This is a genomic window from Streptomyces sp. NBC_00190 (assembly GCF_036203305.1).
Lineage (GTDB): Bacteria > Actinomycetota > Actinomycetes > Streptomycetales > Streptomycetaceae > Streptomyces.
In genome coordinates this window covers 8087555-8111655 of sequence record NZ_CP108131.1, presented here as the reverse complement: position 1 = coordinate 8111655, position 24101 = coordinate 8087555, and the positions used below count along the sequence as shown (strand labels likewise).

Genomic DNA, 24101 nt, shown 5'->3' with positions numbered 1-24101 from the left:
GCGTCAGATTCCGGCGTCCTGCAGTTGGGCGAAGGTGCCGACCGTCGCCGACCATGCCTGCTGGCCCGGTACCGGACGCCAGCCGATCAACGAGTCGGGAGTGACGCTGTCAGGCCAGATCATGTAGCCGAGCAAGACGAGTTCGCACCCCGCCGCGTGGGCGGCGTCGAAGGGAAATATCGGCCAGTCGGGCCAGTGGGAGAGGTCCTTCTCGGCAAGGGGCTCGCAGCTGCCTTCGCGGACCACTTGAAGGAGATAGCCGCTGTCCGCGGACTTGCAGACGGCGGTGAGATCACGGCGGCAGTTCTCGGTTGTCATGGCAGGACGCTAAGGGAAAGGCCGCGGAGGCACCGACGCCCGCAAGCGCCCCGGCGCCTACTGCGGCTTTGTCGCGATCTGGATCAAGTTGCCGCAGGTGTCGTCGAAGACGGCGGTGGTCACTGGTCCCATCGCCAGGGGCTCCTGGGTGAAGCGGACGCCGAGGTCGCGCAGGCGGTCGTACTCCGCCTCCACGTCGTCGACGGCGAACTGGGCGAGCGGGATACCGTCCGATACGAGCGTGTCCCGGTACGTTTTGGCGGCTGGGTGGCCGGCGGGCTCCAGGAGGAGTTCGGTGCCGCCGGGCTCATCGGGCGAGACGACGGTCAGCCACCGGTCTTTCTCACCCAGCGGGACGTCGTGCTTCTTCACGAAACCGAGGATCTCGGTGTAGAAGCGCAGGGCCTTGGCCTGGTCGTCGACGAAGACGCTGGTCAGGTGGATCTTCATGGGGTGCTCTCCTGCGATCCGGATGTGTCGGGCACGAGCCATCGCTCGGCGATCTGCCGCAGCGGGGCTGTGTTCAGGTCGTGGAACTTGCAGCGGCCCTCCCGCCTGGTCTCGACGAGCCCGGCGGCCTCCAGTACGGCGAGGTGATGAGACACCGCCTGTCGCGAGATGCCGAGCTGATGCTTCATGCTCAGTCGCGCGCACAGCTCGAACAGTGTCTGTCCGGACTTGTCCGCGAGCTCGTCGAGGATGATCCGGCGGGTGGAGTCGGCCAAGGCCTTGAAAACGTCGTCGGCGGCCACGACCACAGGATAGGCAAACGCTCACTTGCCTATCAAGTCGAGGTGGGCGCGAACCGGGTGGCACTGAAGCAGCCGGCCGTATCCGGCTGCCCAGCCGGCGTCCCGGCCGTGCAGACAGAAGCCCCTGCGTGACCCGACCGGGCCGGACAGGGGCTGATCAGCTGTTCAAAGGCTTCACGGGCTCCCGGCACGGTACGGGGAGCCGCATCACCGAGCCTCAGTCTCAGTCCGAGGCGGCCGAGGAATTCTCCGCGGGAGCCCGGCCGGTCTCCGGAGTGGGAACCCGGTCCGGGTTCTCCCGGTCCGAAGCTGCGGAGTCCGCCGCGTCCGGGGCCGGGGCGGGGGCCGGCTTGTCGGACTTGTGCTCGCAGTAGACCTTGCCCTGGTAGGACTTGCAGCCCGGCATGTTCTCCACGTCCTTGATCTTGCCGTGCTCCTTGTCCTCGTTGTTCCTGTGCTTCCTGGCGGCGTCCTCGTGACCGCTCTTCGCATGGCCGAAGTGACCGGCTTCCAGCGTGGCCGCCTCAACGCTCTGCGGCGCGGCCGGAGCGGCGATTGCACTGGTGGGCAGCAGCGCGCCTCCTCCGAGAAACGCGGCCGAAACGGCGATCATCGCAAAACGCTGCTTCCGGGACGTGCGGGCCATGAGGGCTTTCTCCAGTTCAGAGGCGGTGAGGGGGCGATTCCAGTAAGCCCTCCGGTGCCGGGGCGCGTCATGACCCTGCTTCTCGGGACTTGACGCGCGGCGGCAGGGAGCCTCATCCTGCGCCTCCGCGAGACGGCCTTGCGGGTCTCATCGGCAGTTCGGTGGCCGCGTACGCGAAGACGCCCGGCCGGGATGGTCCCGGCCGGGCGTTTTCGTTGCGTCTGCTTCCCGCTGGTGGCTTAGTACCAGTGGTGGGTCTGCCAGAAGTTCCAGGCACCGACGGGGCTGCCGTAACGGGAGTTCATGTAGTCCAGGCCCCACTTGATCTGGGTGGCCGGGTTGGTCTTCCAGTCGGCGCCCGCGGAGGCCATCTTCGAGGCCGGCAGGGCCTGCACCAGGCCGTACGCGCCCGAGGAGGCGTTCGTGGCGGTGTGGTTCCAGCCGCTCTCACGGGAAACGATGTTGTTGAACGCCGCGAACTGCGCCGGGTCCTTGATCATCTGCTGGGCGATCGCCTTGGCGCTCGTCGGGGCCGCCTGAGCGGGAACCGTGGCGAGCATGGAACCGGCGACACCCACGGCGACGACGGCACCCGCGAGGGTCTTCTTCGAAGCGGCGATACGGCGGATGACGGACTTGGACACAGACAGACCTTCCGAAGACAACAAGGACAGTCGCGGCATGCCGAAGACATGCGTGAGCCACTCACGCAAAGGAGAGGGATTCACCAGCGGCGGGGGTAAGCACCCGTGCCGCCCGGCGACTCATCCAGTTCTACAGACGCCCCCGCCCCCTGGCAACGACCCCACCTACTAGGCACCCCCGGAGTCCGGGACCGGCGCCGCCTAAGCGCACCGGAAGGGATCCGTGCAGGTGAGAGACGGTACGAGGAAGCGGAATCGCGCCGTGTGAAGGCTACTAGCCCGGTTCGTATGTGACGTGGGCCCTATGGGGCGGGTCACCACCGGGGACCCCGAATCTCACGCCGCGTGACCACACATACCCCCTTCTGCGGAGTGGCCGAACCCGGCCCAAACCCCTGAGGTTCAGTGGTTGGCCCATCGCGCAGCCAGTTCGGTTCGGTTCGCGTAGCCGAGCTTGGCGAGGATGTTGCGGACGTGGCTTTCCACCGTTCGTTCGGAAATGAACAAATCGGCGGCGATCTGCCGGTTCGTACGGGCCCGGGCCGCGAGCTCGGCGATCTGGCGTTCGCGCGGCGTGAGCGGGTCGGTGCTGTCTCGCTGGGCGGCGATTTCACCGATGAGGCGCACCGCGGCGGCGGAGGTTCCGGGCAGGTCGAGCTGGTCGGCGGTCGACAGGGCCTCCCCGGCGAGTGCGGCCGCGTCCACGAGGGCTCCCTTGTCGCGTTCGACTGCGGCGAGGTCCAGGCAGGTCAGCGCCACGTACGGTCGCGCGCCGAGGGCCCGGTTACGGATCAGCGCCTCGCGGAGCCGTTCCTCGGCCTGTGGCAGCCGGCCGGCTGCCAGGGCGAGACGGCCGAGGTCGCGGCTGACCGTACCGGAGAAGTACGCCGTGGGTGTGCCGAGCGCTCCCGGGTACGGCTGGAACACCGCGAGCTGGCCGTACGCCAGCCGCGCGGCCTCCGCATCGCCGGTCAGGCCGATCAGGTCGACCAGGTTCAGCAGCACCGCAGGCCACGGCGGGCTCGTCATCGGGAAGGGAAACAGCGGGCGCAGCCGGTCATAGGCCTCCAGCGCCTCGTCCCGCCGCCCGGCGAGGAACAACGCCCGTGCCCGCACGGACAGGAACAGCGGGTGCCTCGGCGCCCGGTCGAGGTCACGCCACATGTCCTCGGACATTTCTGCCGCGTCGCCGCGCACCACGGCCAGCTGTTGCTGCAGTACGTAGCTCAGGGCGGTCGCGGACTGGTCTCCGCCGGCCCGGGCGAGCTCGGTGGCCTCCTCGTTCCAGCGGCGGGCCTCGGCGAACCGTCCTTCCTGTACGGCCCGGGCCGCGCTGACGCGCAGCAGGTGCCAGCGGGTCAGTGGCAGCGGGGAACGGGCCACGACGGCCTCGATGCCGCGGATCGCGTCATCCACCAGGTCCAGCCGGCCCAGCAGGTATCCGGCCTGGACGCGCCACTGGTGGCCCAGAACGCTGGCGAGCGGGTCGCCGAGTCGCTCGGCGTGGGACACGGTCAGTTCGCCCAGGCGCAGGCGTTCGGCGGTGTCGTCGGGATGCGCCAGGGTCATCTGCACCGCCCGGGCGGCGTCGAGTTCGGACCGCAGGTCACCAGCGGCCTCGGCCAGTTCGAGGGCGGCGCGGGCCTGCTCGGCCGCATCCTCGGGTGCGTCGAGTTCGGCGGAGGCGGTGGCGAGCTGGGCGAGGAGCCGCGCGCGCATCGCGTCCGGCAGGTCCTTGACTGCCAGGGCCGCCCTGCACAGCCGGGTGATGGCTTGTGCGGCCTGGGGGAACGTGACCCCCTGCAGTACCAGGGCGACCTCGGCGAGCAGGGCCGGCCGGCCGTTCGCCCTCGCCGCGTCGGACGCCTCGTCGCAGTGGCGCAGGCTGGCGTCGTAGCGCCCGGCAAGGTACTCGGCGCGGGCCAGGTCGATGAGCGCCGGGGCGCGCTGCGGGTCCGCCGCATCGAGTACGGCGGCGGCGTCCGCCAGGCGGCGGGCGGCATCCGCGTAGGCGTGCCGTTCGCGGGCCAGGTCCGCGGCGATCCGGGACCAGTGCGCGGCGGCGGCTCGGTGCCCGGGCTCCGTGCCGGCCCGTCGCCAGTGTGCCGCGATACGGGCCGCCTCGGCGGGGTTCCCAGCCTGCTCCAGCGCCCGCGCGGCGGCCCGGTGCAGGGCACGGGCCGTCGCGGGGGTGGTCCGGCCCAGCACCTCATCGCGTACCAGATCATGGGTGAAGCGGTAGGTGCGTCCGGCGTCGGTGGCCCTCGCCGCGGTGAGGACGCCGGCGTGCCATGCCGCTTCCAGTGCCTGCGCGACCGCTGTCTCGCCGGGTTCCGGCAGGACGGCGGCGAGCTGCGCGGCGTCCAGTCGCTCGCCGAGCACGGCCGCGGCCCGTATGACGTCGCGCTGCTCGGCGGTGAGCCCGGCCAGCAGGCCGCTGACGACCGTGCGGGGTTCCGGAAACGTCGGAGGTAACGTCTTCACCGCCGACGAGGACGGCGAGTTCAGCACCAACCTGGTCTCCAACACCCACTCGGGCACCTACACGTACGTCGCCCTGGGCCAGCAGTCCAACCGGCAGGCCAGCACCACGGTCCGAATCACCCCGGGCCTGTGGGGCTGAGCCCCGGCAGGCAGCGGGCGGGCGGGGCCCTGCCGCCCGTCCGTCCGGGCGGGCGGCAGGTACCGGCATCCGGCAGGCCCACGGGGCGCTGACCGTACTTCCGCAGTGCCCGTCATGCGCAGTCCGGCTGTCGAGGGCGGGATGTGAGGTACGGTCAGCTGCCTCTCGCGGCCATGTCCCGAAACCGAGTCCTCGCAGATCCTGCGTAGCACCATGTCCGGAAAGTATGATCCAGCAATGTCTGACACGACCGAGACCACGCCCGGCTGGCTATCCACGGATGAGTTGGAGACGGCCCGGGCCCGGATGCCGATCCTGTACGTGGAGGCCGTGCCCGTACGCGTGGATGACAGCGGCCAAGTCATCAGCATCGGACTGCTGCTGCGCATCGGTCCGGACGGAACGGTCAGCCGGACCCTGGTGTCCGGCCGCGTCCTGCATCACGAGCGGATCCGTGACGCGTTGCTGCGGCACCTGGAGAAGGATCTCGGTCCGGTCGCCCTGCCCCGCGTTCCCCCCTCCCTCCAGCCGTTCACCGTCGCCGAGTACTTCCCCACAGTGGGTGTCAGCTCGTACCACGATCCGCGCCAGCACGCCGTGTCCCTCGCCTACATCGTGCCCGTGGCCGGCGACTGCCAGCCCCGGCAGGACGCGCTCGACCTGGTCTGGTTCAGCCCGCAGGAGGCGGCCTCCCAAGCCGTGCAGAGCGAAATGCCCGGCGGGCACGGGGTGCTGCTGAAGCAGGCACTCGGGCACGTGGGACATACGTACTGAGGAATCGACGGTCCGGGGGCTCTTCCGGAGTCCCCGGACAGCGGGTCGGCGACCACCTGGGCGGCGTCGGCGGGTCGCGGGCACTTGGCGCGTGGCCCCGCCGTTGTGACGTGGGGCGACGGTAGGGTGCCGCCGTGTCCGAGCATCAGCGCGACCTCGTCGGCTACGGCGCCCAGCCGCCGCATGCCGCCTGGCCCGGCGGCGCCCGCGTCGCCGTCAGCCTCGTCCTCAACTACGAGGAAGGCGGCGAGCAGAACGTCCTCCAGGGCGACCCGGCCTCCGAGGGCTTCCTGCACGAACTCGTCGGCGCGCCTCCCGTGGTGGGGGGCCGCGACCTGAACGTCGAATCGATGTTCGCCTACGGCTCGCGCGCCGGGTTCTGGCGCATCCATCGCACGCTCGCGGCGCACGGAGCGCCGCTCACCGTCTACGCCGTGGGGCAGGCGCTCGAGCGCAACCCGGACGCGGCGCGAGCGATGGCCGCCGCCGACTGGGAGGTGGCGAGCCACGGCTGGCGCTGGATCGACTACCGCCACGTACCCGAGGAGGCCGAGCGTGCCGACATCACGCGCTCGATCACGACGATCCAGCGGCTCGTCGGACGTCGGCCCGTCGGCTGGTACACCGGTCGGACGAGTCCCAACACGCGGCGCCTCGTCGCCGAGGAAGGCGGCTTCCTCTACGACTCCGACGACTACTCGGACGACCTGCCGTTCTACGTCCAAGCAGTCGGCCGGCCGCACCTGGTGCTGCCGTACAGCCTCGACGCGAACGACTTCAAGTTCCTGATCGTCCACGGCTTCACGACCGCCGACGACATGCTCGCCTACCTCGTGGACACGTTCGACGCGCTCCACGCCGAGGGCGCCGACCGGCCCCGCATGATGAGCCTCGGCATGCACTGCCGGATCATCGGACGGCCCGGCCGCATCCGCGCGCTCGACGGTTTCTTGAGGCACGTGGCGCAGCGCGGCGGGGCGTGGGTCGCCACGCGCGAACAGATCGCGCGTCACTGGCTCGCCACGCACCCGCCGCTGCGCTGAGCCCTGGCCGTACTCACGTCACCGGGCTGTCAGAGGCCGCGTTCCGGTCCGTCCGGCCGATAGGGGCTGTGCATGGTGAGAAAGCGGACGTCGAGGTCGGTTTCCAGGTAGTCCATGCGCTGCTCCCAGAAGGCTCGCATGTGGGGCAGGGCAAGGTGGGCGTCGAGATCGGCCTGGGAGCGCCAGGCCTCGTAGAAGACGAAGACACCGGGGTCGTTGCGATCCTCATGGAAGTGGTACTCCAGGCAGCCGGACTCCCGCCGGGTCGGCTCGACGAAGGAGAGCAGAAGCTGCTTCAGCTCCTCGGCTCGTTCGGGCTTGGGTCGAGCGGTGCCGACGAGTGCGAATGGCTGGGTCATACAGGTTCTCTCCCCGATAGGTACAATCAATCTCGTACCTGCCGGACGCTACCGAACTCGTAGGTACGATGCAATCCATACCTACAGGAAGGTGTCCCGTATGCCCGACGGCGAAGGCCACCCGGAGGTCGAGGAGATCGAGCTCGGCCCGGTACTCTCCGCGCTGGCAGATCCGCTGCGCCGCCGAGTGGTGCGTGAGCTGGCCGCCGAACCCGACGGCACAGCGCGGACGTGCAGCTCCTTCGGGCTGCCGGTCTCCAAGGCGACCGTCACGCACCACTTCCGTGCACTCCGCGAGGCCGGGCTGATCCGGCAGGTCGACCGGGGCAACAGCCGGATGGCCAGCCTGCGCCGGGCTGACATCGAGCAGCGATTTCCTGGACTGCTGGGCATCGTGGCAGCCGAGCCGGAAACGTGACGAACAGCCTGGCACCCGCTCAACGCCGGGTGAGGTTCTGGTAGTCGCGCAGAGTGATGTTCTCGGCGGCCTTGCGGGCGATGTTGGCGGCCATGTTCCTTCCCGGCAGGTAGGGCATGACCTTGTAGTAGCGGTTGAGGAGCGCAGCGAGGAAGCGGTTCCCGGGGACCATGAGCGTGGCGATGCCGTCGCCCATCTTCTGGCAGCCTTCCGCGTACTCACGCATCTCCTGCTCGTATCGGGCGAAGGCGACCCGGTGGTCGCCGCGCGCGGCGGCGAGTTCTCCGGCGAGGACGTACGCACCCACCAGAGCGAGTCCCGAGCCCATGCCCGAGAGGGACGAAGGGCAGTAGGCGGCGTCGCCGACCAGGGTGACGCGGCCGTGCGACCAGGTGTCCATGTGGACCTGGCCGACCGAATCGAAGTAGAAGTCGGGGGCGTAGCGCATGTCGTGGAGCAGGCGGTCGCTCTGCCAGCCGCTCCCGCCGAAGTGCTCGGTGAGCACGTCCTGCTGCCGCGTCACGTCGCGGCGGTTGAGGTCCAGCTGCGGCGAGCCGAAGTAGAAGACCGCCTTGGCCTGGGTGTTGTGACGAGCGCTGTACATCGCGACGAGCTTGCCCGCCGTGCGGTACGCGTGCCCGGTGTGGTCGAGCCCGAGATGGTTGGCCGTGGTGAAGATCGCGCAGTAGACGCCGAGGTGCTTCACGTACTGTTCCTCCGGCCCGAACGCCAGGCTCCGGGTGCGGGAGTGCAGCCCGTCCGCGCCGATCACCAGGTCGAACCTGCGCGGCGCACCGCGTTCGAAGGTGACGCTCACGCCGTCGGCGTCCTCGGTGAGGGAGGTGATGGAGTCTCCGAAGACGTACTCGGTGTGTTCCTTCGTCGCGTCGTAGAGGACCCGGGCCAGGTCGCCCCGGAGGATCTCGATGTCTCCCGCGAACAGGTCGGCGGGGAGCTTGGCCTGCGGCTTGCCCGCACTGTTCACGTACGACATGGAGCCCATTCCGGTGCGGACGCGTTCGAGATCGTCCAGGATGCCCATGCGGCGGAGCACCGACAGGTGTGCGTCGCCCCTGAAGTCGACGGCGTAGCCGCCTTCGCGCAGGGCGGGAGCGCGTTCCGCGATCGTCGCGGTGAAGCCGTGACGGTGGAGCCAGAAGGCGAGCGCGGGGCCGGCGACGGAAGCGCCGGAGATCAGGACCGTGTTGTTCTTCATGGGTGAGAGCATCGTGGGAAGCGCTCACCACGCACTCACGGCCGGCTCACCACGTCGATGACGGTCTCGGGCAGCCCCATCATGCGCAGCGCGCCCGCGGTGGCGTTGCCCATCACGGACGCCGCGTACTCGGCGGCTTCCCGGTATCGGACCACGGCCGCGGCGTGGCGGCCGCGTGCCTCGGCGACGCGGCCGAGCCCGGCAAGGGTGCGTACGCGGTTGCCGGCGCTCTTGATCCAGTGCGGATCGATCCGTTCCAGGGCCTCGGTGTACAGGCGTTCAGCCTCGTTCAGGTCCTGTTTCAGCAGGGCTATGTCGCCGAGCCCGCGCAGGGCCGACGCGAGGCAGGTGGGGCTTCCGGCGCGGCGGGCGAGGGCGGCGGCCCGGGCGTAATCGGCGGCGGCGGTCCCGGGGTCGTCGGCGAAGACGTGATCGCCCCGGTTGATCAGCTGGTCGGCGCTGTCTTCCAGGGCTCCGAGCTGCTCGGTGAGTGCATGGGCCTCATCGGTCAGTGTGATCGCCCTGGTGCGGTCGCCGCGTGCCCCCGCCAGCGTGGCGAGTGCGTCCAGCGCCAACGCGCTGCCCCAGCGGTCACCGGCCGAGCGGAACTCCTCGACGGCCTCGGCGAAGGCCTGTTCGGCGCCTGTCGTATCCCCTTCGGCGAGGGGGCCGAACCCCGACACGTACTGGGCGGCCGCCCGAACCCACGGCTCGGAGCAGTCACGCCGGCGGGACACGAGCGCGAACGCGCGCCGGGGGTCCGCCTCGGTCGCGTTCCGCATCATCCACAGCAGCAGGACGGCCGGGTAGCGGCCCTGCCGGGCGTCCGACCACGCGTCAGCCAGCTCCTGCTCGGCCCGGGTACGGTGTCGCCGCCAGACGGCGGGCCCGGCGGCACCGGCCGCCGCCAGCAGGAGGCACGCCACGTACTCCTCGCCGAGGCCGGCCGGAGGCGCGTCGCCGAGGGCATCGAGCAGCGCCGTCGCGTGTGGCGAGGCCGAGTGGGACACGCCGCGGATCCACAGATAGGTCGCGGCCGACGCGAGCAGCTTCAGGGAGGTCTCCACCTGCGCGGCCTCGACCGCCCATCGCACGGCTGCCAGGAGGTTGCCGTGCTCGGCGGCCAGGATTTCCAGCCATCGCAGCTGCTCGGCCCGCCGCAGGTACGGATCGGCGGTACGCACCAGTTCGAGGAAATGCTGGGCGTGCGCGCGCCGTACCGTCTCGCCTTCGTCAGCCGCTTCCAGCCGTTCGGCGGCGTAGGCGCGGATCGTCTCCAGCATCCGGAGGCGGCCACCCGACATCTCGAGGAGCGACTTGTCGATCAGTGACTCCAGGGTCTCCCCGTCGGCCCCGCATACCGATATGGCCGAATCGGTCGTCGCGCCTGCCGCGAAGACGCTGAACCGTCGCGCGGCCCGCTGCTCGGATTCGGAGAGCAGCCCCCAGCTCCAGGCGACCACCGCGCGCAGGGTGCGGTGCCGCTCATCGGCCGTACGGCTGCCGCGGGCGGCGGCCACGCCGAGCCGGTCGTCCAGCCGTCCCGCCAGGTCTTCGATGTCCAGCGTGCGCAACCGCGCCGAAGCCAGCTCGATGGCCAGCGGCAGGTTGTCCAGCGCCGAGCAGATCCGCCGCACCGTCTCGGGGTCGTCGGCCGAACCGCGCCGGACCGCGCCCGCCCGGTCGGTGAGCAACCGTGCGGCCGCCTCGTCGCCGAGCGGTCGGACCTGCCAGAGGTTCTCCCCCATGACGGCCAGCGGCTCCCGGCTGGTGGCCAGGACGCGCAGCCGCGGGCAGGCCGCCAGCAGCCGCGCCGACAGGGCCGCGACCTGTTCGACGACGTGCTCGCAGTTGTCCAGGACGAGGAGGATCACCCGGTCGGACAATGCCGCGACGAGGCGCTCGGTGGGCGTCTGGGCGCTGCTCCCGAGCTGGAGCCCGTTCTCGCGCAGCCCCAGTGCTCCCAGCAACAAGTGCGGCAGGCCGTCACCGTCGCTCAGAGGGGCGAGCTCCACGAAACACACGTCGCCGCCGACCCTTCCGGCGACCTCGACCGACAGCCGGGTCTTACCGACGCCTCCGGGGCCGACCAGGGTGACCAGTCGGGCCACGCGCAGCAGATCGGCGACCTCGCCCATCTCCGCGGCGCGGCCGACGAATGAGGTCAGCTGAGCGGGAGGCACCGCGTGGGAGGGCGACGGATCGGCGCTCAGCAACTCCCGGTGGAGCGAGACCAGCTCGGCCGAGGGATCAGCGCCCAGCTCATCGGCCAGGCGCCGCCTCGTCTCCTCGAACACCACCAGCGCTTCGGCCTGCCCGCCCTCGGCGAACAGCGCGCGCATCAACAGCCCCGCCGGCCGTTCCCGCAGGGGATGGCTGTCCACCAGCTCGCGCAACTCGGGCACGGCCGCCCGGTGCCTTCGCAGCCGCAGCTCGCCCTCGATCCGGTCCTCCAGCGCTCCGAGCCGGCACTCCTCCAGCCGGGCGGCGGCAGCCTGAGCCGTCCGGCTGTCCGCGAGATCGGCCAACGCCGGCCCTCGCCACAGTGCCAGTGCCTCCCGCAGGAGTGCCACCGACCGTTCGACGTCGCCGTCGGCCAGCGCGGACCTGCCTTCCTGCGCCAGCCGCTCGAACCGGCAGGCGTCCACGTCTTCCGGATCCACCACGACCCGGTACCCCGTCCCGGCCCGCTCGATCGTTGCCGGACCCAGCACCGCGCGCAGCCGGGACACCTGGGACTGCAGTGCGTGTGACGCCGACGTCGCCGTGTCCGGGGCGATCTCGTCCGCCAGCCGGTCGGCCGACACCACGTCGCCGGGACGCAACAGCAACAGGGCCAGCAGCGCTCGGCGGGCCGGACCGCCCAGCGCGATCTCGGCCCCGTCGTCGTGCCGTGCCCGGGTCTCGCCCAGGATGAAGAACTGCATGCCGGTGATTATCCACCGGAAATGATCACGCGAGGGGGCCGAGGTAGGTCCCACCGGAGACGTCGACGGTCTGGCCGGTCACCCACCGACCCGCCGGCTCCGCCAGGAAGCCGATGACGTCGGCGACGTCCTCCGGCTCACCGATCCGCCCGAGTGCGGTCATCGCCTCCAGCCCCGCGACCACTTCGGGGATCGAGGTGTAGCCGGCGGTCATGTCGGTCCGGATCGCGCCGGGCGCGACGGTGTTCACCGTGATACCGCGCCTGCCGAGCTCGTTGGCCAGCGACGGGGCCATCGCCTCCAGCGCCGCCTTGCTGACGGTGTAGCCGATCTGCGTGGCCACCGCGAACCGGCTGGCCGTCGACCCCATGTTGATGACGCGTCCGCCGTCGTTGAGCAGGGGCAGTGCACGCTGGATCACGAAGAACGGCGTGACGACGTTGACCGTGAGCAGCCTGGTGAACTCTTCCGGAGTGACCTGTGAGATCGAGCTGCCCGAGCTGATTCCCGCGTTGTTGACCAGGATGTCCAGACCCCGGCCGGCCAGCCCCTCTGTCAGCTGCTCGAACAGCCGGTCCACGGCTCCGTCTTCCCCGAACCGTGCACGTACGGCGAACCCCTGCCCGCCCGCCTTCTCGATCAGCGCGAGGGTCTCCCGCGCAGCCCCGTCGTCACCGCCGTAGTGGACGGCGACCAGGGCCCCCTCGGCTGCCAGTCGCAAAGCGGTCGCCCGCCCGATCCCCCGCGAACCACCCGTGACCAGCGCCGTCTTACCGCTCAGCATGCCCATCGCCTGCTCCTCGTCCCCTGACCGGGTCTCGACCGACCCGGTGACAGACCCCACCATCACGCCGACCGCTCACCGCACGCTCACCACGCCCTCACCGCGCACGCGGCCTCCCGTACGACGGCCGGGGTTCGCCGCGAGGGCGGCAGCTGAAACCACGAGTCGGCGACGCGTCAAGCGCCGGGGGCCGCCCGGGGAGTCCTCGGCCCGAAAGAGGCTCAACGAGCGAAGGTCTCGCGCGGTTTCACCCTCTGTGCGCAAAGCGCACCCATTCCGCCACGTTGAGTGAGCATGTATCCGGTGTCCGCGCCTGTGCCCGTCACGAGGGAGCCGCTCGTCATGCCCACGCTGCTGATCAAGGGTTCGTACCCTCTCATCGGAGGCCGCTCGGACGGGGACACCGTCCACTTCCAGCCGGACAAGAAGGAGGAGTGGCAGCTCGTCCCCGGCCCCCACAACGTTCAACACAACGGCTCCGGTCAGGCCAAGCTGCGGCTGGACGCCATCGACGCGCTGGAGACCCACTCCTCGCGCACCGGCCCCGAGGTCCACCAGCCGTTGCTCCACGCCCACGCCGCCCGGGACGAGTTGACGCGGTGGCTCGGCTTCACCGACGTGCAGCTCCCCGACCCCGCCAACCGGGTCACGCTCTCCGACCAGCGCGACGGTCTCGACGTACCGCGGCCCAAGATCGCGCACAAGATCGACGACCACTCCAAGCGGGCCCTGGCGTACGGCCATGCCCTTGCCCGCCGCATCTGGCAGCATCTGGAGGACACCGCCGGTGCCACGGAAGTCGAACCGCTGCAGCCGACGCTGAAGTTCAACGGCGGCCGCGCTCGCCCTGCGTACGGCCGACAGACTGGCCGCAGTGCTCTGAGCCGCACCGTGACCGTCACCACCCGGCTGGTCATCGCCCGGCACGGCGAGGCCCGGTGCAACACCGCCGGGCGCGTCGGCGGCCCGAAGACCTGCACCGGACTCACCGATGCCGGGCGCTTCCAGATCGAACGACTGGCCGCCCGGCTCGCCGCCGAGCAGGACGCCGGGAACCCTGTCGGCGCCGTGTACGCGGGGCCCCGCCGACGCCTCCAGGAGAGCGGCCGCCTCCTGGCGGACGGCCTCGGCCTGCCCCTCCTCACCGATCCCGGCCTCGACGGCCCCCGGCACGGCCAGGCGGACGGGATGCTCTGGCGTGAGGTCGAAGCCTCGTTCCGGGGAGCCCCGTACGCCCACCCGAACCGGCCGTGCGCCCCGGACGCCGAACCCTGGAACAGCTATCTGACCCGAGTCACCCGCCACCTGGCCGGTCTCCTCGAACGCCACGACGGCGGGCACGTCCTCCTGGCCGCGCACGGCGAAACCCTCCACGCGGTCTGCCGTCTCCTCCTCGGGATCCCTGTCAGCCGGAGCCCGGTCATGGGCTTCGGCGCCACCCACGCCGGTCTCACCCGCTTCGAACTGCGTCGCGACGATTTCGGCGATACCCGCTGGATCCTCGCTGTCCTCAACGACACGGCGCACCTGCGCGGGCCTGGCTGACTGACGGTGTGGTGGTGGCCGGTGCGGACTGGTCCCGCGTCGCGGTGGTCCGAGCCTAGAAGGCCGAGTGCGCGAACCAGTGGTCGAGCAGGTCCTGGTCGCCGAGCAGGTGGAAGGCGTCGCTCCGGTGGTCCAGGCGGCCGTAGAGGAGCAGCAGGAGGTCGGCGGCCGTTCCCCGGACCGTGGCGTCCGCCGCGCGGGCTTCGGCGCCGTCAGCGAGCAGGCCGAAGCCGTCGGGGCGCAAGCCGACCTTCCAGTCGCCGTCAACCACGCCGTCGCCGGCACTGTCGCCGTCGGTGCAAGTGAAGCGAATGGTCCGGTCAGGGGCGCGCAGTTGGGCGGTCAGCGGCGCGAAGGAGGATGCGAACGGCAGGTTGGTGAGGAACTCGTCGATGCCGTCGACCGCCAGTACGCGGTCGACGTGCGGTGAGACCCCGAGTGCGAGTTGGGCGTCGACCCGGTGGACGAGGGTCTCGAAGAGCATGCGCCGGACCCAGAACCGGGCGTGCTGGTCGACTCCCCAGGCCCACATGGGCGCGTCCAGGTCGGTGGCGGCGAACACCTCGGCGGCCTGCGCTGCGCTCGCGGAAAGCCAGTCCGGGAGCCCTCCGGGGTGCTCCGGCAGGCGCAGGTCGACCTCACGGCTGGTCGGCGGTTGCTGGATGCCCCGGCGAAGCAGCTCGGTGAACCACCGGTGCACGCTGCCGACGTGCTTCGTGAGGTCCCCGAGAGTCCAGCCGGGGCAGGTCGGCACCGGGGTGGTGAGGTCGGCTGCCGTGACCGTGGCGACGAATGCGGCGGTCTCGGCTGCGACGGCAGCTCCGTGCTGGGCGGGGTTCATGTCGGTGCCCTTCCTCTGATGGTCTGCCCCAGGCGGCGAGAATACTTAAGTAAATAGATGGTTTACATCCTTAAGTAATGGCGAAGGTAATTCGCGAGCGCCGAGGATGTCAACTTCCCGGGCGATTGGGCGAGCGGGATCACGCCGAGCGCGCGGGCGCGCAGCAGCGCGTCCCAAGTGGCGAGCCGAGCTCGACGGAGTCCGCGCAGGAGGCGGTTGAGCAGTACCGCACCGGCCGCGCCGGGGAGGGCGTAGGCAGCTGCCGCGAGCGCCACCCACATACCGCGGCCGTCAGCGGGTGCCGGCTCCACCGCCAGCCGGCCGACGTCGACCACGGCCATGCCGTCGACCAGGGACGAGACCGTGTACCCCGACAGCGGACGCCGCACCACCGGCAACCCCAGCCGGGGTCATCACGGTCCGGAGCCGGCCAGGTCCTCTCAAACGGATCACCGCGCGGCACGATTCCACCCTGCGCGTCGGTCAACGGCGCGGCTGGGCCGACGTTCTGATGATCTGAAAGATTTCGCCCACGCATTGTCATGGCGCATTCGAGCGAAATCATTACCGAAGCCGGAGCCACGATATCCGACCCGACATCCCTTGTGCTGGTCTATGTCCGTCACATCCGGCACACACGGGTCCTCCGTCTTGGGGCCCTGTCTGCCATGAGCAGCGAAAGGTGCATCTTCGTGATTCGAGGAACAAACGCGAACGGCGGAAAGCGGCGGCTGCGTACGCTTTCCGCGCTGGGCGCAGTGGGGATCGTCGCCGGGCTCGCTTCCAGCCTGCCGGCGTCACCGGCCGGTGCCGTCCCGGCTCCTGCGGCGGCTGTCGCGCAGCAGCGTCCCGATCGAGACGGCGTTGCGTGCGACGGACAGGTCTACGTCTCGTTCGGTGACCCGGACCAGCTCTACACCGCCGACAGAGGGCCCGGAACCGTCCAGTTCACGCCGCTGGGCGACCCGACACCGTTCCTCTACAACGCCATCGGCGTGAACCCGGACGATCGGTACCTCTACGGGACCACGTTCGGCAACGCGAACAACGACCTGGTCCGCTTCGACCGCAATGGAGACTTCACCAACCTCGGTGCCATTGCCGGCCTGCCGCCCGCCCTCTACATCTCGGGAACGTTCGACGACGAGGGCAACTACTACGTCCTGGCCGACAACACGGGCCAGATCTACCGGATCGACGTCACCTCCCGCTCCGTCACGGGTGTCATCGATGTCCCGGAGCTGGCCGACCCGGAACTCGACGTCTTCGACATCGCGTTCCGTGACGGATTCCTGTGGGGCTCAACCGACGACGGTGCCATCACGCGGATCGACATCGCCAATGAGAGCGTGGACTTCTTCCCGGGTGTTCTTCCGGGCGGCGAGGACTTCGGCGGCGTCTTCACGTACGGCAACGGCGACCTCGGATTCTTCCGCAATTCCGGACAGCTCATCCGAGTCCACGTGAAGAATGCGACCGGTTCCAACCCCTGGTTCACCGTGCTGTCGACGCAGACCACGACCCCGGCGACGAACCTCGACGCCACCTCCTGCTTCCTCGACTCGTCCGCCGACCTGGCTGTGCACAAGCACGGCCCCAAGAGCGTCGAGGCGGGCAGCGAAGTCAGCTATCGCATCACCGTGAAGAACCTGGGGAAGCACGACTCCTCCGGCTGGTCGCTGATCGACGACATCCCCGCGAAGATCCTGACGCCCACCACGCCGACCGAAGGGTGCGAGATCACCGACGGCATCCTCTCCTGCACGGGTGGTCCGCTGCCGAAGGGCGACCGTGTGGAGGTCGAGGTGACCGGCACCGCGGCCAACGTCTCGAAGCCCACCACCGTGAAGAACACCGCCAGGGTGTTCGGCGACGACGCGGACCCAAACAAGGAGAACAACAAGGACACGACGGCCACCCGCATCACGCCGAAGGACGACGCCTAGGCTTTCGGTTCACCTCGCTGACCGGATGAAGATGGTGGCGGTCCAGTCGTAGCCGACGGCCAGACCGCACCATCCGCCTCGCCTGCCACCCCGGCGGCAGGACCTTCCGGTCGTCGTACCTCCGAGGCAGCAGTACGTAGGTGCGCAGTGCCACCTGCTGCACGTGCCGCTGCTGATCAGCGGGTTGGCCAGTGGGCTTCAGCGGCGGCTTCCGCTTCGGCCTTCCACACGGGGCGCAGCCGTTCGACGGTGGCGGTCGCTTGGCCAAGACCCGCCCGGTACGCCGGTTCCCAGTTCGCCCTGTCCTGCAGGTCGGAACCGAAAGCCCGCACCGCATCCGGATCCGGACCGACGGTCACAACAGCCCACGCCCCGACGGCTGCCAGCTGCTGCTCAAGCTGCTCCCGGGGAAATACGTGTGCCAACGGCTCTACGACGACCAACGTGTGGGCACCGGCCGCGAGATCCGCGTTCGTCCCCGCGCGCAGGGCGCCGTCCATGTACCGCCGCCCCTGGACGGCGACAGGCGGCTCGGCCCCGGGAAAGGCGCTGCTCGCGGCCACCGCGTGCACCAGCGGCACGCCGCTCGTGCGGTCCCACACAACGGGCTCACCCGTGGCCGCGTCCACCGCGGTGAGCATCAGCTGCCGGTCCGGCCAGGTGGTCGAGCCGATCAGGGCGCCCCGCGCCGCGAGCAGCGCCCGTTCGTCGTCGGAACCGGCGTGGTCGAGCGCGATCCGGCCGACCCGGCGCCGGGCCTCCCCGGGATCCAGCCCCTCTTCACCGAGCACGGCGAACACGGAACCCATCACGGCGGCATCCACCTCACGCCGTGGCGCCGCCGGACCCGGCCGGCGCGCCGGGGCGGCAAGCCGGTCGAGGTCCTGACCGGTGGCCAGCAGCGCGCCGACAATCGCACCGGCCGACGTGCCGATGGTCAGGTCGGCTTCGCCGAGATCCACCCCACCGCGGCGCAGTCCGGCGGCCAGCCCGGCCATCCATGCCGTACCGACCAGGCCTCCTGGGCCCAGTACGAGTGCCCGGCCGAAAGTGGCTCCAGTACCGAGATGCACGAGCTCGTCCCCCTGTCATCAGACGGTGATCAACGCCGTCGACGGTAGGACCTCAACCCGACTTCAGGTCAAGCAGGCGGCGGGGACACCGCCTTTACCGGCTGACTGCGTCGAGCAGCAGTTTCGCGGCCACCGTCGCGCCGTCGGCGCGGATCATGCCGGCCACGCCCCTCGCCCGTACTCGGGTCTCGGGGGCCAGGGCCGTGGTGAGCGCGGCGGACAGGGACTCGAAGGTCGGCGTCGGGCCTTCGTGCGCCGCACCGATGCCCAGCTCGGCCACCCGGGCGGCCCAGTAGGGCTGGTCCGCGATCCGGGGGACGACCAGCTGAGGCGCGCCGGCCCGGGCCGCCGTCGTCGTGGTGCCCGCGCCGCCGTGGTGCACCACGGCGGCCACCCGGCGGAACAGTTCCTGCTGGTTGACCTCGCCGACGACGAAGCAGTCGTCGGCGTCGTCGATCGGGGCCAGGTCCGCCCAGCCGCGGGCGAGGAGTACGCGGCGGCCTTGCGCGCGGCTCGCTTCGATGGCCACCCGGGCGATGCCCTTCGGGGCATGTGCGGCCATGCTGCCGAAACCCACGTACACCGGTGGTGCGCCCGCGCCCAGGAACGCCTCCAGCCCCTCCGGGAGCGGACGGCCGTCGGGCAGGATCCACGCCCCGGTCTGCACGATGTCGAGGTCGGTCATGCCCTGCGACGGGCACAGCCTCGCGTCGGCCGCCAGCCACGGCCGGCCGGTGAAGACGTGGTCGCGGACGCTGTCCACCGGCGGCAGGCCGATCGCCGCCCGATGACTGCCCAGCGCCTCGCCGTACAACGCGTTCACCCTCTGGGCGTCCTGCTCCCACAGCACGCGGTTGTCGGTCTCGTCCTGCGGGGACTGCATGCCCGGTCGTGCCCCCGGACGGAAGTGCCGCGACGGCAGTCCGAAGATGTGGAAGCACGCGAACACGTAGGGGATGCCCAGCTTCTCGGCCACGTCCCGTGCGCCAGCCGGCATCAGGCCGGTCGCCAGCACCGCGTCACACCCTTCCGCCGCCCCGGTGAGCGTGTTGAACCGCGCGGCGACCAGCTCGGGAGCGAGCCGGAACGCGTCTTCCGCAGTCGGCGGCTTCGTACCGGCGACCACCGAGCGCACCGTCGGGCCGAGCGGCACCAGCGGCACGCCGACCCGCGCCAGCAGCTCCGCGAACTCCTCGTCCGGCGGCGCGCACACCAGCGCATCCGCACCGAACTCCCGCAACGCCACGGCCAGTCCCGCCAGCGGTTCGACGTCCCCGCGCGACCCCCACGTCGACAACAGCACACGCACTGCACATCTCCCCATTTCTGCAGATTCCGGCTCTGGGCCGACGATTCTGCGGTACGACCCGGGTCTTGCCGCAAGCCCCCCTGTGCGCTATAGGTTGATAGTGGCGAGGAGTTGGAGCTCCTTGCCTTTTGTTTTTGTCGTCCTCTGTGGACTGACAACCTCCTCGCGCAGCGACGACGGCCCGTCGCTGCGTGCCCGGGCCGGAGCCGTGTCCGCTGTGGGTGTGGGATCCGGGCGGCGATGCCACCACCAGCCGGCTGGGGTCGTATCCGCGGGCGCGCCGGTCAGTTCCCTGCGCAGGCTCCCCGACGGGTCTTCCCCTGTTGCTGCGGCGAACCGCCTGTCCAATTCCTCCAGTGCTCCGTCGAGCAGCTCGGTGACGTTGCCTGGCAGGCGGGCACCGATGGCGGCGAGTTCGTCGCGGGCTTCCAGCCGTTCTCGATAGAGGTCGGGTTACGGAGGCCGGGGTCGCCGTCAGAATCGGCCACGTCCACATCACCGACCGCGACACCGAGGCTGCCGGCAATGGCGACGGCCATGGTCTCGGGGCTGACGGCCGCGACGGTAAGCAAGTTGTATGTCACCGATACGTCCCCTTTTGATCGACACTGCTCCCCCTAAGGGACATCCGGGCAGATGCCCCGGCCCGCGAGACGGCTCCCCCAGGATCGTCGACGAGCGCCAAAAAAGATGCGGCCGACCATGTCGAGAAACCGTGGCTGGCTCCGTCCCAGCAGTGAACGCGACCACAATGGGTCGCACCAGCACCGAGGAGAACCACCATGGCCAAGTACTTGCTGCTCAAGCACTACCGCGGCGCCCCGGCTCCGGTCAACGACGTGCCCATGGACCAGTGGACGCCTGAGGAGATCTCGGCGCACGTGCAGTACATGAACGACTTCGCGGCACGGCTCGAGGGGACCGGCGAGTTCGTCGACGGCCAGGCGCTCGCTCCTGAGGGGCGCTGGGTCCGGTACGACGGTGAGGGCCGCCCGCCGGTCACCGACGGCCCGTTCGCCGAGACGAAGGACCTCATCGCCGGCTGGATGGTGATCGACGTCGACGGCTACGAGCGCGCCGTCGAGCTGGCCGGGGAGCTGTCGGCCGCCCCCGGGGCGGGCGGGAAGCCGATCCACGAGTGGCTCGAGTTGCGCCCCTTCCTCGCCGAGCCGCCCACCATCACGGAGTGACCTCTCCGATGAACGAGGCCCTGCTCCGGAGCCTCACGCCGAGCGTGCTCGGGATCCTCGTCCGCCGCGGAGCCGACTTCGCGGCGGCCGAGGACGCCGTACAGGACGCGCTGGTCGAGGCGGTCCGCGTCTGGCCCGCCGATCCGCCGCGGGACCCGAAGGGCTGGCTGGTGACCGTGGCCTGGCGCCGGTTCCTCGACGCGACCAGGGCAGACACGGCGCGCCGCCGCCGGGAGGATCTCGTCGACGAGGAGCCGGCGCCCGGGCCCGCGCCCGCGGTGGACGACACGCTCCAGCTCTACTTCCTGTGCGCCCACCCGTCGCTGACACCGTCGTCCGCGGTGGCGCTCACGCTGCGCGCCGTCGGCGGGCTGACCACCCGCCAGATCGCCCAGGCCTACCTGGTGCCCGAGGCGACCATGGCGCAGCGCATCAGCCGGGCCAAGCGCACCGTCTCCGGCGTGCGGTTCGACCGGCCCGGCGACGTCGCCACCGTGCTGCGCGTCCTCTACCTGGTCTTCAACGAGGGCTACTCCGGCGACGTCGACCTCGCCGCCGAGGCCATCCGGCTCACCCGGCAGCTCGCGACCGCGATCGACCACCCCGAGGTGTCGGGGCTGCTCGCCCTCATGCTGCTCCACAACGCCCGGCGCGCCACCCGGATCGCGCCCGACGGCAGCCTGGTGCCGCTCGCCGAGCAGGACCGCACCCGGTGGGACACCGAATCGATCACCGGGGGTGTCGACATCCTGCGGACCGCCCTCGCCCGCGACCGGCTGGGCGAGTTCCAGGCCCAGGCCGCCATCGCGGCACTCCACGCCGACGCGCCCACCGCCGAGGAGACCGACTGGGTGCAGATCGTCGAGTGGTACGACGAGCTCGCGCGCCTGACCGACAGCCCGGTCGTCCGGCTCAACCGCGCGGTGGCCGTCGGCGAGGCCGACGGACCGCGCGCGGGCCTGGCGGCGCTCGCGGAGCTGGACGACTCACTGCCCCGCCACGCCGCGGTGGCCGCATACCTCCACGAACGCGACGGCGACCTGGCGACGGCGGCGCGGCTCTATGCGGAGGCTGCCCGACAGGCGCCCAACCTCGCCGAGCGCGACCACCTGACGCGCCAGGCCGCCCGGCTCAACGCCCGCCGGCGTCCCTGACGGGTCCCGCTCGGATTCTCCCCGCCGATGCTCCGCCGCTGTTCCCTGCTGCGCGCCGCGCCGCGCCGCTCGGGCTCGGGCTCGGGGGCACCCTTCAGCCGATGGCCGCGCGAAGGTCGTCGGCCAGGACTGTGGCCGTGGCGTTCGCGGGGTCGACCAGGCGGGTGCGGGTGAGGGCGAAGGACAGGCCGCGCTCGCGGTCGGCGAACGCGATGCTGCCGCCGCTGCCGTGGTGGCCGAAGGAGGTCGGCAGGCCGGCCATCGCCGGCATCCCCAGGAAGTAGCCGAGCCCCTTCATGTGGTGCCTGACCAGCATCCGGTCCTTGCCATCCACCGCGATCGCCGCGGCTTGCGCCAGCCGCTCCGGCGACAGCAACCGGACCCCGTCGACCTCGCCCAGCAGCGCCGCGTACATGCGGGCGGCGGCCCGGGCGGTCATGGTCCCGCAGGCGAGGAGGTCGGCCCGCAGGTAGGCGGGGCGGTTGGCGAGGGCGGCGGTGGTCCACACTCCCCGGTTCGGTGCCACGAGCCGGGTGAAGGGCGCGCCCAGCGGGAGGCGGGCCAGATGCACCTCCCAGCCGCCCTCCACCAGCGGTGCGACGCGGGGCAGTTCGGACTCCGGGAGGCCGAAGTACACCTCGTCGGCGATCCCGAGGGGCTCGGCGATGTACTGGCGCAGTGCTCGCCCGGGGGTCAGGCCTGTGACACGGCGGATGGTCTCCCCGAGGATCCACCCGAAGGTCCAGCCGTGGTAGCCGCTGCCGGAGCCCGGCTCCCACAGAGGACGCGCCCCGGCAACGATCCCGCACATGGTGTCCCAGTCGCACAGCTCGGTGACGGTGAGCGAGCGCGGGAGCTGGGGGATCCCGGCGGTGTGGGTCAGGGCGTGGCGGACGGTGATCCCCGTCTTTCCGTGCGCCCCGAACTCCGGCCAGTAGCGCGCGACCGGGGTGTCGTAGTCGACCAGACCGCGCTCAGCGAGCACGTGCACCAGGGTCGCCGTGCAGCCCTTGCCGGTGGAGAAGCTGTGGATCAGCGTCCCGGGCCCTGGCACGCCCGCGTACGCCTCGGCGAGCGGCTCGCCGTGCAGGTACGCGGCGACCTGGAGCCCGCTCTCGGCGCCGGACGCGACGAGCGCGTCGACCGCCTTCTGAAGATCCATGCGGGCTCCCTTCCGGCGGATCGCCCACGCTAACTGCCACTCCACCCTGCGCATTCGAACGGCGCGGCGGAACAGGGAGGGAGGGCGGCAGGTTCCGCCCTTCGGCGGGTACGCGCAGCCGAGGTGCCCGGGTCGCCGGGGGTCAGGGCGCCCACTCGCGTGAGATCACCCAGCCCGCGAAGGCCTCGACCCCATCCACGACCGCCTCGAAGCGCAGCGAGTGGAAGAGGTCGAAGGCGTGCTGGGCGCCGGGGAGTTCCGCGTACACCACGGTGCCGACGGAGGCTTCCCGCAGGTCTGCGGCGAAGCGTCGGGCGATGTCGACGTGCACCATGGTGTCCCGATCGCCGTGCACCAGGAAGAAGGGCGGCGCGTCCGCGGTGATGTGCGCCGAAGGCGAGGACTCCGGTCCCTGGCCGTAGTAGGGGCCGTAGTAGCCGTTCAGTCCGATCACCGCGGTGACCGAGGTGTCGGCGGTCTCGAAGCCCGGCTGGAGAGCCGGGTCGCCGGGGGTGAGGGCGGCCAGCGCCGCCATGTGGCCACCGGCCGAACTGCCCGCCATGAAGAGTGTCGCGGGGTCGGCTCCGTAAGCGCGGCCGTGCTCGCGAACCCAGGCGATCACGCGCTTGGCGTCGATCAGGTGCTCGGGGTGCCGGACCTCCGGCCGTAGGCGGTAGTTGGCGCTGACGCACACCCAGCCGCGGCTCGCGAGCCGGTGCAGCAGCGGCAGGGACTGGGTGCTCTTGCGGCCCCCGCGGTAACTGCCGCCGTGCAGGTGGATCAGGACGGGGGCACCCGACGGCCGCGCGCGGTGGTGGTAGACGTCCAGTTGGTGACGCCGGCCGCCGGGACCGTACCGCAGGTCCGCCACCCGAACCACGGCGCGCGGGCGGCCGGCGAACGGCCGGAACAGGATGCGGGCCAGCGTCCTGTGACCGCGTAGCCCGACAGTCGCGTCGGGGGCGATCGCGGCCCGCCAGTCGATGCCCAAGCCCTCGGCCAAGGCACGCTCGACCTCGGTCCGAGCCCGCAACCCGCGCCGTACGACGAGCACGAGCCCTGCCGCGGTGATCACGGCCAGCGCGACAGCCGCCCAGCTGCCGGGCCCGTCAACGTCTCCCTGGGCGAAGGCCACCGCTGTCCAGAGCAGGAGCCAGGCCAGGGCGACGAACGGCAGCTCGCCGATCACCAGGCCGATGCGGAAGCTCAGGTCGGTGAGCGGCCGCGGCCGGCGCACCGGGGCGAGGGCGAACAGCGTTCCCGCGGCAACGAACACCACGGTCCACAGGTAGCCGAGAGGCACAGGGCTCCTCCTCCGCATCACAGCCGCCACGGCCTCACGCCCGCGGCAGCGGCACCCCATCCGTGGTACCCCAA

At 71.0% G+C, this 24101-nt stretch carries 24 protein-coding genes; 8 read left to right on the top strand and 16 right to left on the bottom strand.

From position 1 onward, the window contains the following. Positions 1-3: 3 nt before the first annotated feature. The 6 genes from OG429_RS37600 to OG429_RS37575 form a co-directional block, all read right to left on the bottom strand. Entirely contained in the window at positions 4-318 is a 315-nt protein-coding gene (locus OG429_RS37600) for a hypothetical protein (protein WP_328929741.1), read from the bottom strand. A 57-nt stretch (positions 319-375) separates the two neighbouring features. Further along, positions 376-768: a VOC family protein gene (locus tag OG429_RS37595; RefSeq protein WP_328929740.1), complete on the bottom strand. Its 393-nt coding sequence runs from the start codon at positions 766-768 to the stop codon at positions 376-378. Beyond that, complete coding sequence (locus tag OG429_RS37590) at positions 765-1070, bottom strand: ArsR/SmtB family transcription factor (protein ID WP_328929739.1); 306 nt, start codon at positions 1068-1070, stop codon at positions 765-767. Before OG429_RS37590 ends, OG429_RS37595 begins: the two co-directional genes overlap by 4 nt. Before the next feature lie 223 nt (positions 1071-1293). Beyond that, positions 1294-1683: a hypothetical protein gene (locus OG429_RS37585; RefSeq protein ID WP_328929738.1), complete on the bottom strand. Its 390-nt coding sequence runs from the start codon at positions 1681-1683 to the stop codon at positions 1294-1296. Between the two features lie 272 nt (positions 1684-1955). After that, complete coding sequence (locus OG429_RS37580; RefSeq protein WP_328923745.1) at positions 1956-2360, bottom strand: transglycosylase SLT domain-containing protein; 405 nt, start codon at positions 2358-2360, stop codon at positions 1956-1958. A gap of 402 nt (positions 2361-2762) precedes the next feature. Continuing rightward, entirely contained in the window at positions 2763-4844 is a 2082-nt protein-coding gene (locus OG429_RS37575; protein ID WP_328929736.1) for a helix-turn-helix transcriptional regulator, read from the bottom strand. On the opposite strand from OG429_RS37575, the gene OG429_RS37570 reads away from it, so the two are divergent. From OG429_RS37570 to puuE, 3 genes are all read left to right on the top strand, one after another. After that, positions 4807-4983 (top strand): hypothetical protein, encoded by a 177-nt coding sequence (locus OG429_RS37570; protein WP_328929735.1) that lies wholly within the window; start codon positions 4807-4809, stop codon positions 4981-4983. The two genes, OG429_RS37575 and OG429_RS37570, sit on opposite strands and share 38 nt — an antisense overlap. A 237-nt stretch (positions 4984-5220) precedes the next feature. Then, a complete protein-coding gene (locus OG429_RS37565; protein WP_328929734.1) occupies positions 5221-5757 on the top strand; it encodes an NUDIX hydrolase family protein in 537 nt (178 codons plus the stop codon). Between the two features lie 134 nt (positions 5758-5891). After that, positions 5892-6800 carry an allantoinase PuuE gene (gene puuE / locus OG429_RS37560; RefSeq protein WP_328929733.1) on the top strand — a complete coding sequence of 303 codons (909 nt, stop codon included), beginning with the start codon at positions 5892-5894 and terminating at the stop codon, positions 6798-6800. A gap of 29 nt (positions 6801-6829) precedes the next feature. Here puuE and OG429_RS37555 read toward each other — a convergent pair whose 3' ends face one another. Beyond that, positions 6830-7159, bottom strand: coding sequence for a putative quinol monooxygenase (locus tag OG429_RS37555; protein WP_328929732.1), 330 nt, complete (start codon positions 7157-7159; stop codon positions 6830-6832). A 100-nt stretch (positions 7160-7259) separates the two neighbouring features. On the opposite strand from OG429_RS37555, the gene OG429_RS37550 reads away from it, so the two are divergent. Continuing rightward, the gene (locus OG429_RS37550; RefSeq protein ID WP_328929731.1) at positions 7260-7577 is read left to right on the top strand and encodes an ArsR/SmtB family transcription factor; all 318 of its coding nucleotides are present in this window, start codon (positions 7260-7262) and stop codon (positions 7575-7577) included. A 19-nt stretch (positions 7578-7596) separates the two neighbouring features. Here OG429_RS37550 and OG429_RS37545 read toward each other — a convergent pair whose 3' ends face one another. Genes OG429_RS37545 through OG429_RS37535 form a run of 3 tightly spaced genes read right to left on the bottom strand, consistent with a single transcriptional unit; the run spans position 7597 to position 12510 of the window. Then, complete coding sequence (locus OG429_RS37545; protein ID WP_328929730.1) at positions 7597-8793, bottom strand: FAD-dependent monooxygenase; 1197 nt, start codon at positions 8791-8793, stop codon at positions 7597-7599. Positions 8794-8828: 35 nt separating this feature from the next. Then, entirely contained in the window at positions 8829-11720 is a 2892-nt protein-coding gene (locus OG429_RS37540; RefSeq protein WP_328929729.1) for a BTAD domain-containing putative transcriptional regulator, read from the bottom strand. 25 nt (positions 11721-11745) lie between these two features. Further along, positions 11746-12510 (bottom strand): SDR family NAD(P)-dependent oxidoreductase, encoded by a 765-nt coding sequence (locus OG429_RS37535; RefSeq protein WP_328929728.1) that lies wholly within the window; start codon positions 12508-12510, stop codon positions 11746-11748. A gap of 336 nt (positions 12511-12846) precedes the next feature. Between OG429_RS37535 and OG429_RS37530 the strand changes: the two genes are divergently transcribed. Then, positions 12847-14049 (top strand): histidine phosphatase family protein, encoded by a 1203-nt coding sequence (locus tag OG429_RS37530; RefSeq protein ID WP_328929727.1) that lies wholly within the window; start codon positions 12847-12849, stop codon positions 14047-14049. A 55-nt stretch (positions 14050-14104) separates the two neighbouring features. Here the strand turns inward: OG429_RS37530 and OG429_RS37525 are convergent, their stop codons facing one another. After that, positions 14105-14890, bottom strand: coding sequence for a maleylpyruvate isomerase family mycothiol-dependent enzyme (locus OG429_RS37525; protein ID WP_328929726.1), 786 nt, complete (start codon positions 14888-14890; stop codon positions 14105-14107). Between the two features lie 62 nt (positions 14891-14952). Continuing rightward, on the bottom strand, positions 14953-15231 hold the full coding sequence (locus OG429_RS37520; RefSeq protein ID WP_328929725.1) for a hypothetical protein: 279 nt from the start codon (positions 15229-15231) through the stop codon (positions 14953-14955). 351 nt (positions 15232-15582) lie between these two features. Between OG429_RS37520 and OG429_RS37515 the strand changes: the two genes are divergently transcribed. Then, entirely contained in the window at positions 15583-16836 is a 1254-nt protein-coding gene (locus tag OG429_RS37515; protein ID WP_328929724.1) for a DUF11 domain-containing protein, read from the top strand. Between the two features lie 176 nt (positions 16837-17012). On the opposite strand, the gene OG429_RS37510 is transcribed toward OG429_RS37515, so the two are convergent. Then, a complete protein-coding gene (locus OG429_RS37510; RefSeq protein WP_328929723.1) occupies positions 17013-17909 on the bottom strand; it encodes a patatin-like phospholipase family protein in 897 nt (298 codons plus the stop codon). A gap of 94 nt (positions 17910-18003) precedes the next feature. Next, positions 18004-19218 (bottom strand): glycosyltransferase, encoded by a 1215-nt coding sequence (locus tag OG429_RS37505; protein WP_328929722.1) that lies wholly within the window; start codon positions 19216-19218, stop codon positions 18004-18006. 782 nt (positions 19219-20000) lie between these two features. Between OG429_RS37505 and OG429_RS37500 the strand changes: the two genes are divergently transcribed. Both OG429_RS37500 and OG429_RS37495 read left to right on the top strand, forming a co-directional pair. Further along, positions 20001-20408 (top strand): YciI family protein, encoded by a 408-nt coding sequence (locus tag OG429_RS37500; RefSeq protein ID WP_328929721.1) that lies wholly within the window; start codon positions 20001-20003, stop codon positions 20406-20408. 8 nt (positions 20409-20416) lie between these two features. Further along, complete coding sequence (locus tag OG429_RS37495; protein ID WP_328930542.1) at positions 20417-21562, top strand: RNA polymerase sigma factor; 1146 nt, start codon at positions 20417-20419, stop codon at positions 21560-21562. 94 nt (positions 21563-21656) lie between these two features. Here the strand turns inward: OG429_RS37495 and OG429_RS37490 are convergent, their stop codons facing one another. Next, positions 21657-22724, bottom strand: a complete 1068-nt coding sequence (locus OG429_RS37490; RefSeq protein WP_328929720.1) for a serine hydrolase domain-containing protein — start codon at positions 22722-22724, stop codon at positions 21657-21659. A 142-nt stretch (positions 22725-22866) separates the two neighbouring features. Further along, the gene (locus OG429_RS37485; protein ID WP_328929719.1) at positions 22867-24027 is read right to left on the bottom strand and encodes an alpha/beta hydrolase; all 1161 of its coding nucleotides are present in this window, start codon (positions 24025-24027) and stop codon (positions 22867-22869) included. Positions 24028-24101 lie beyond the last annotated feature (74 nt).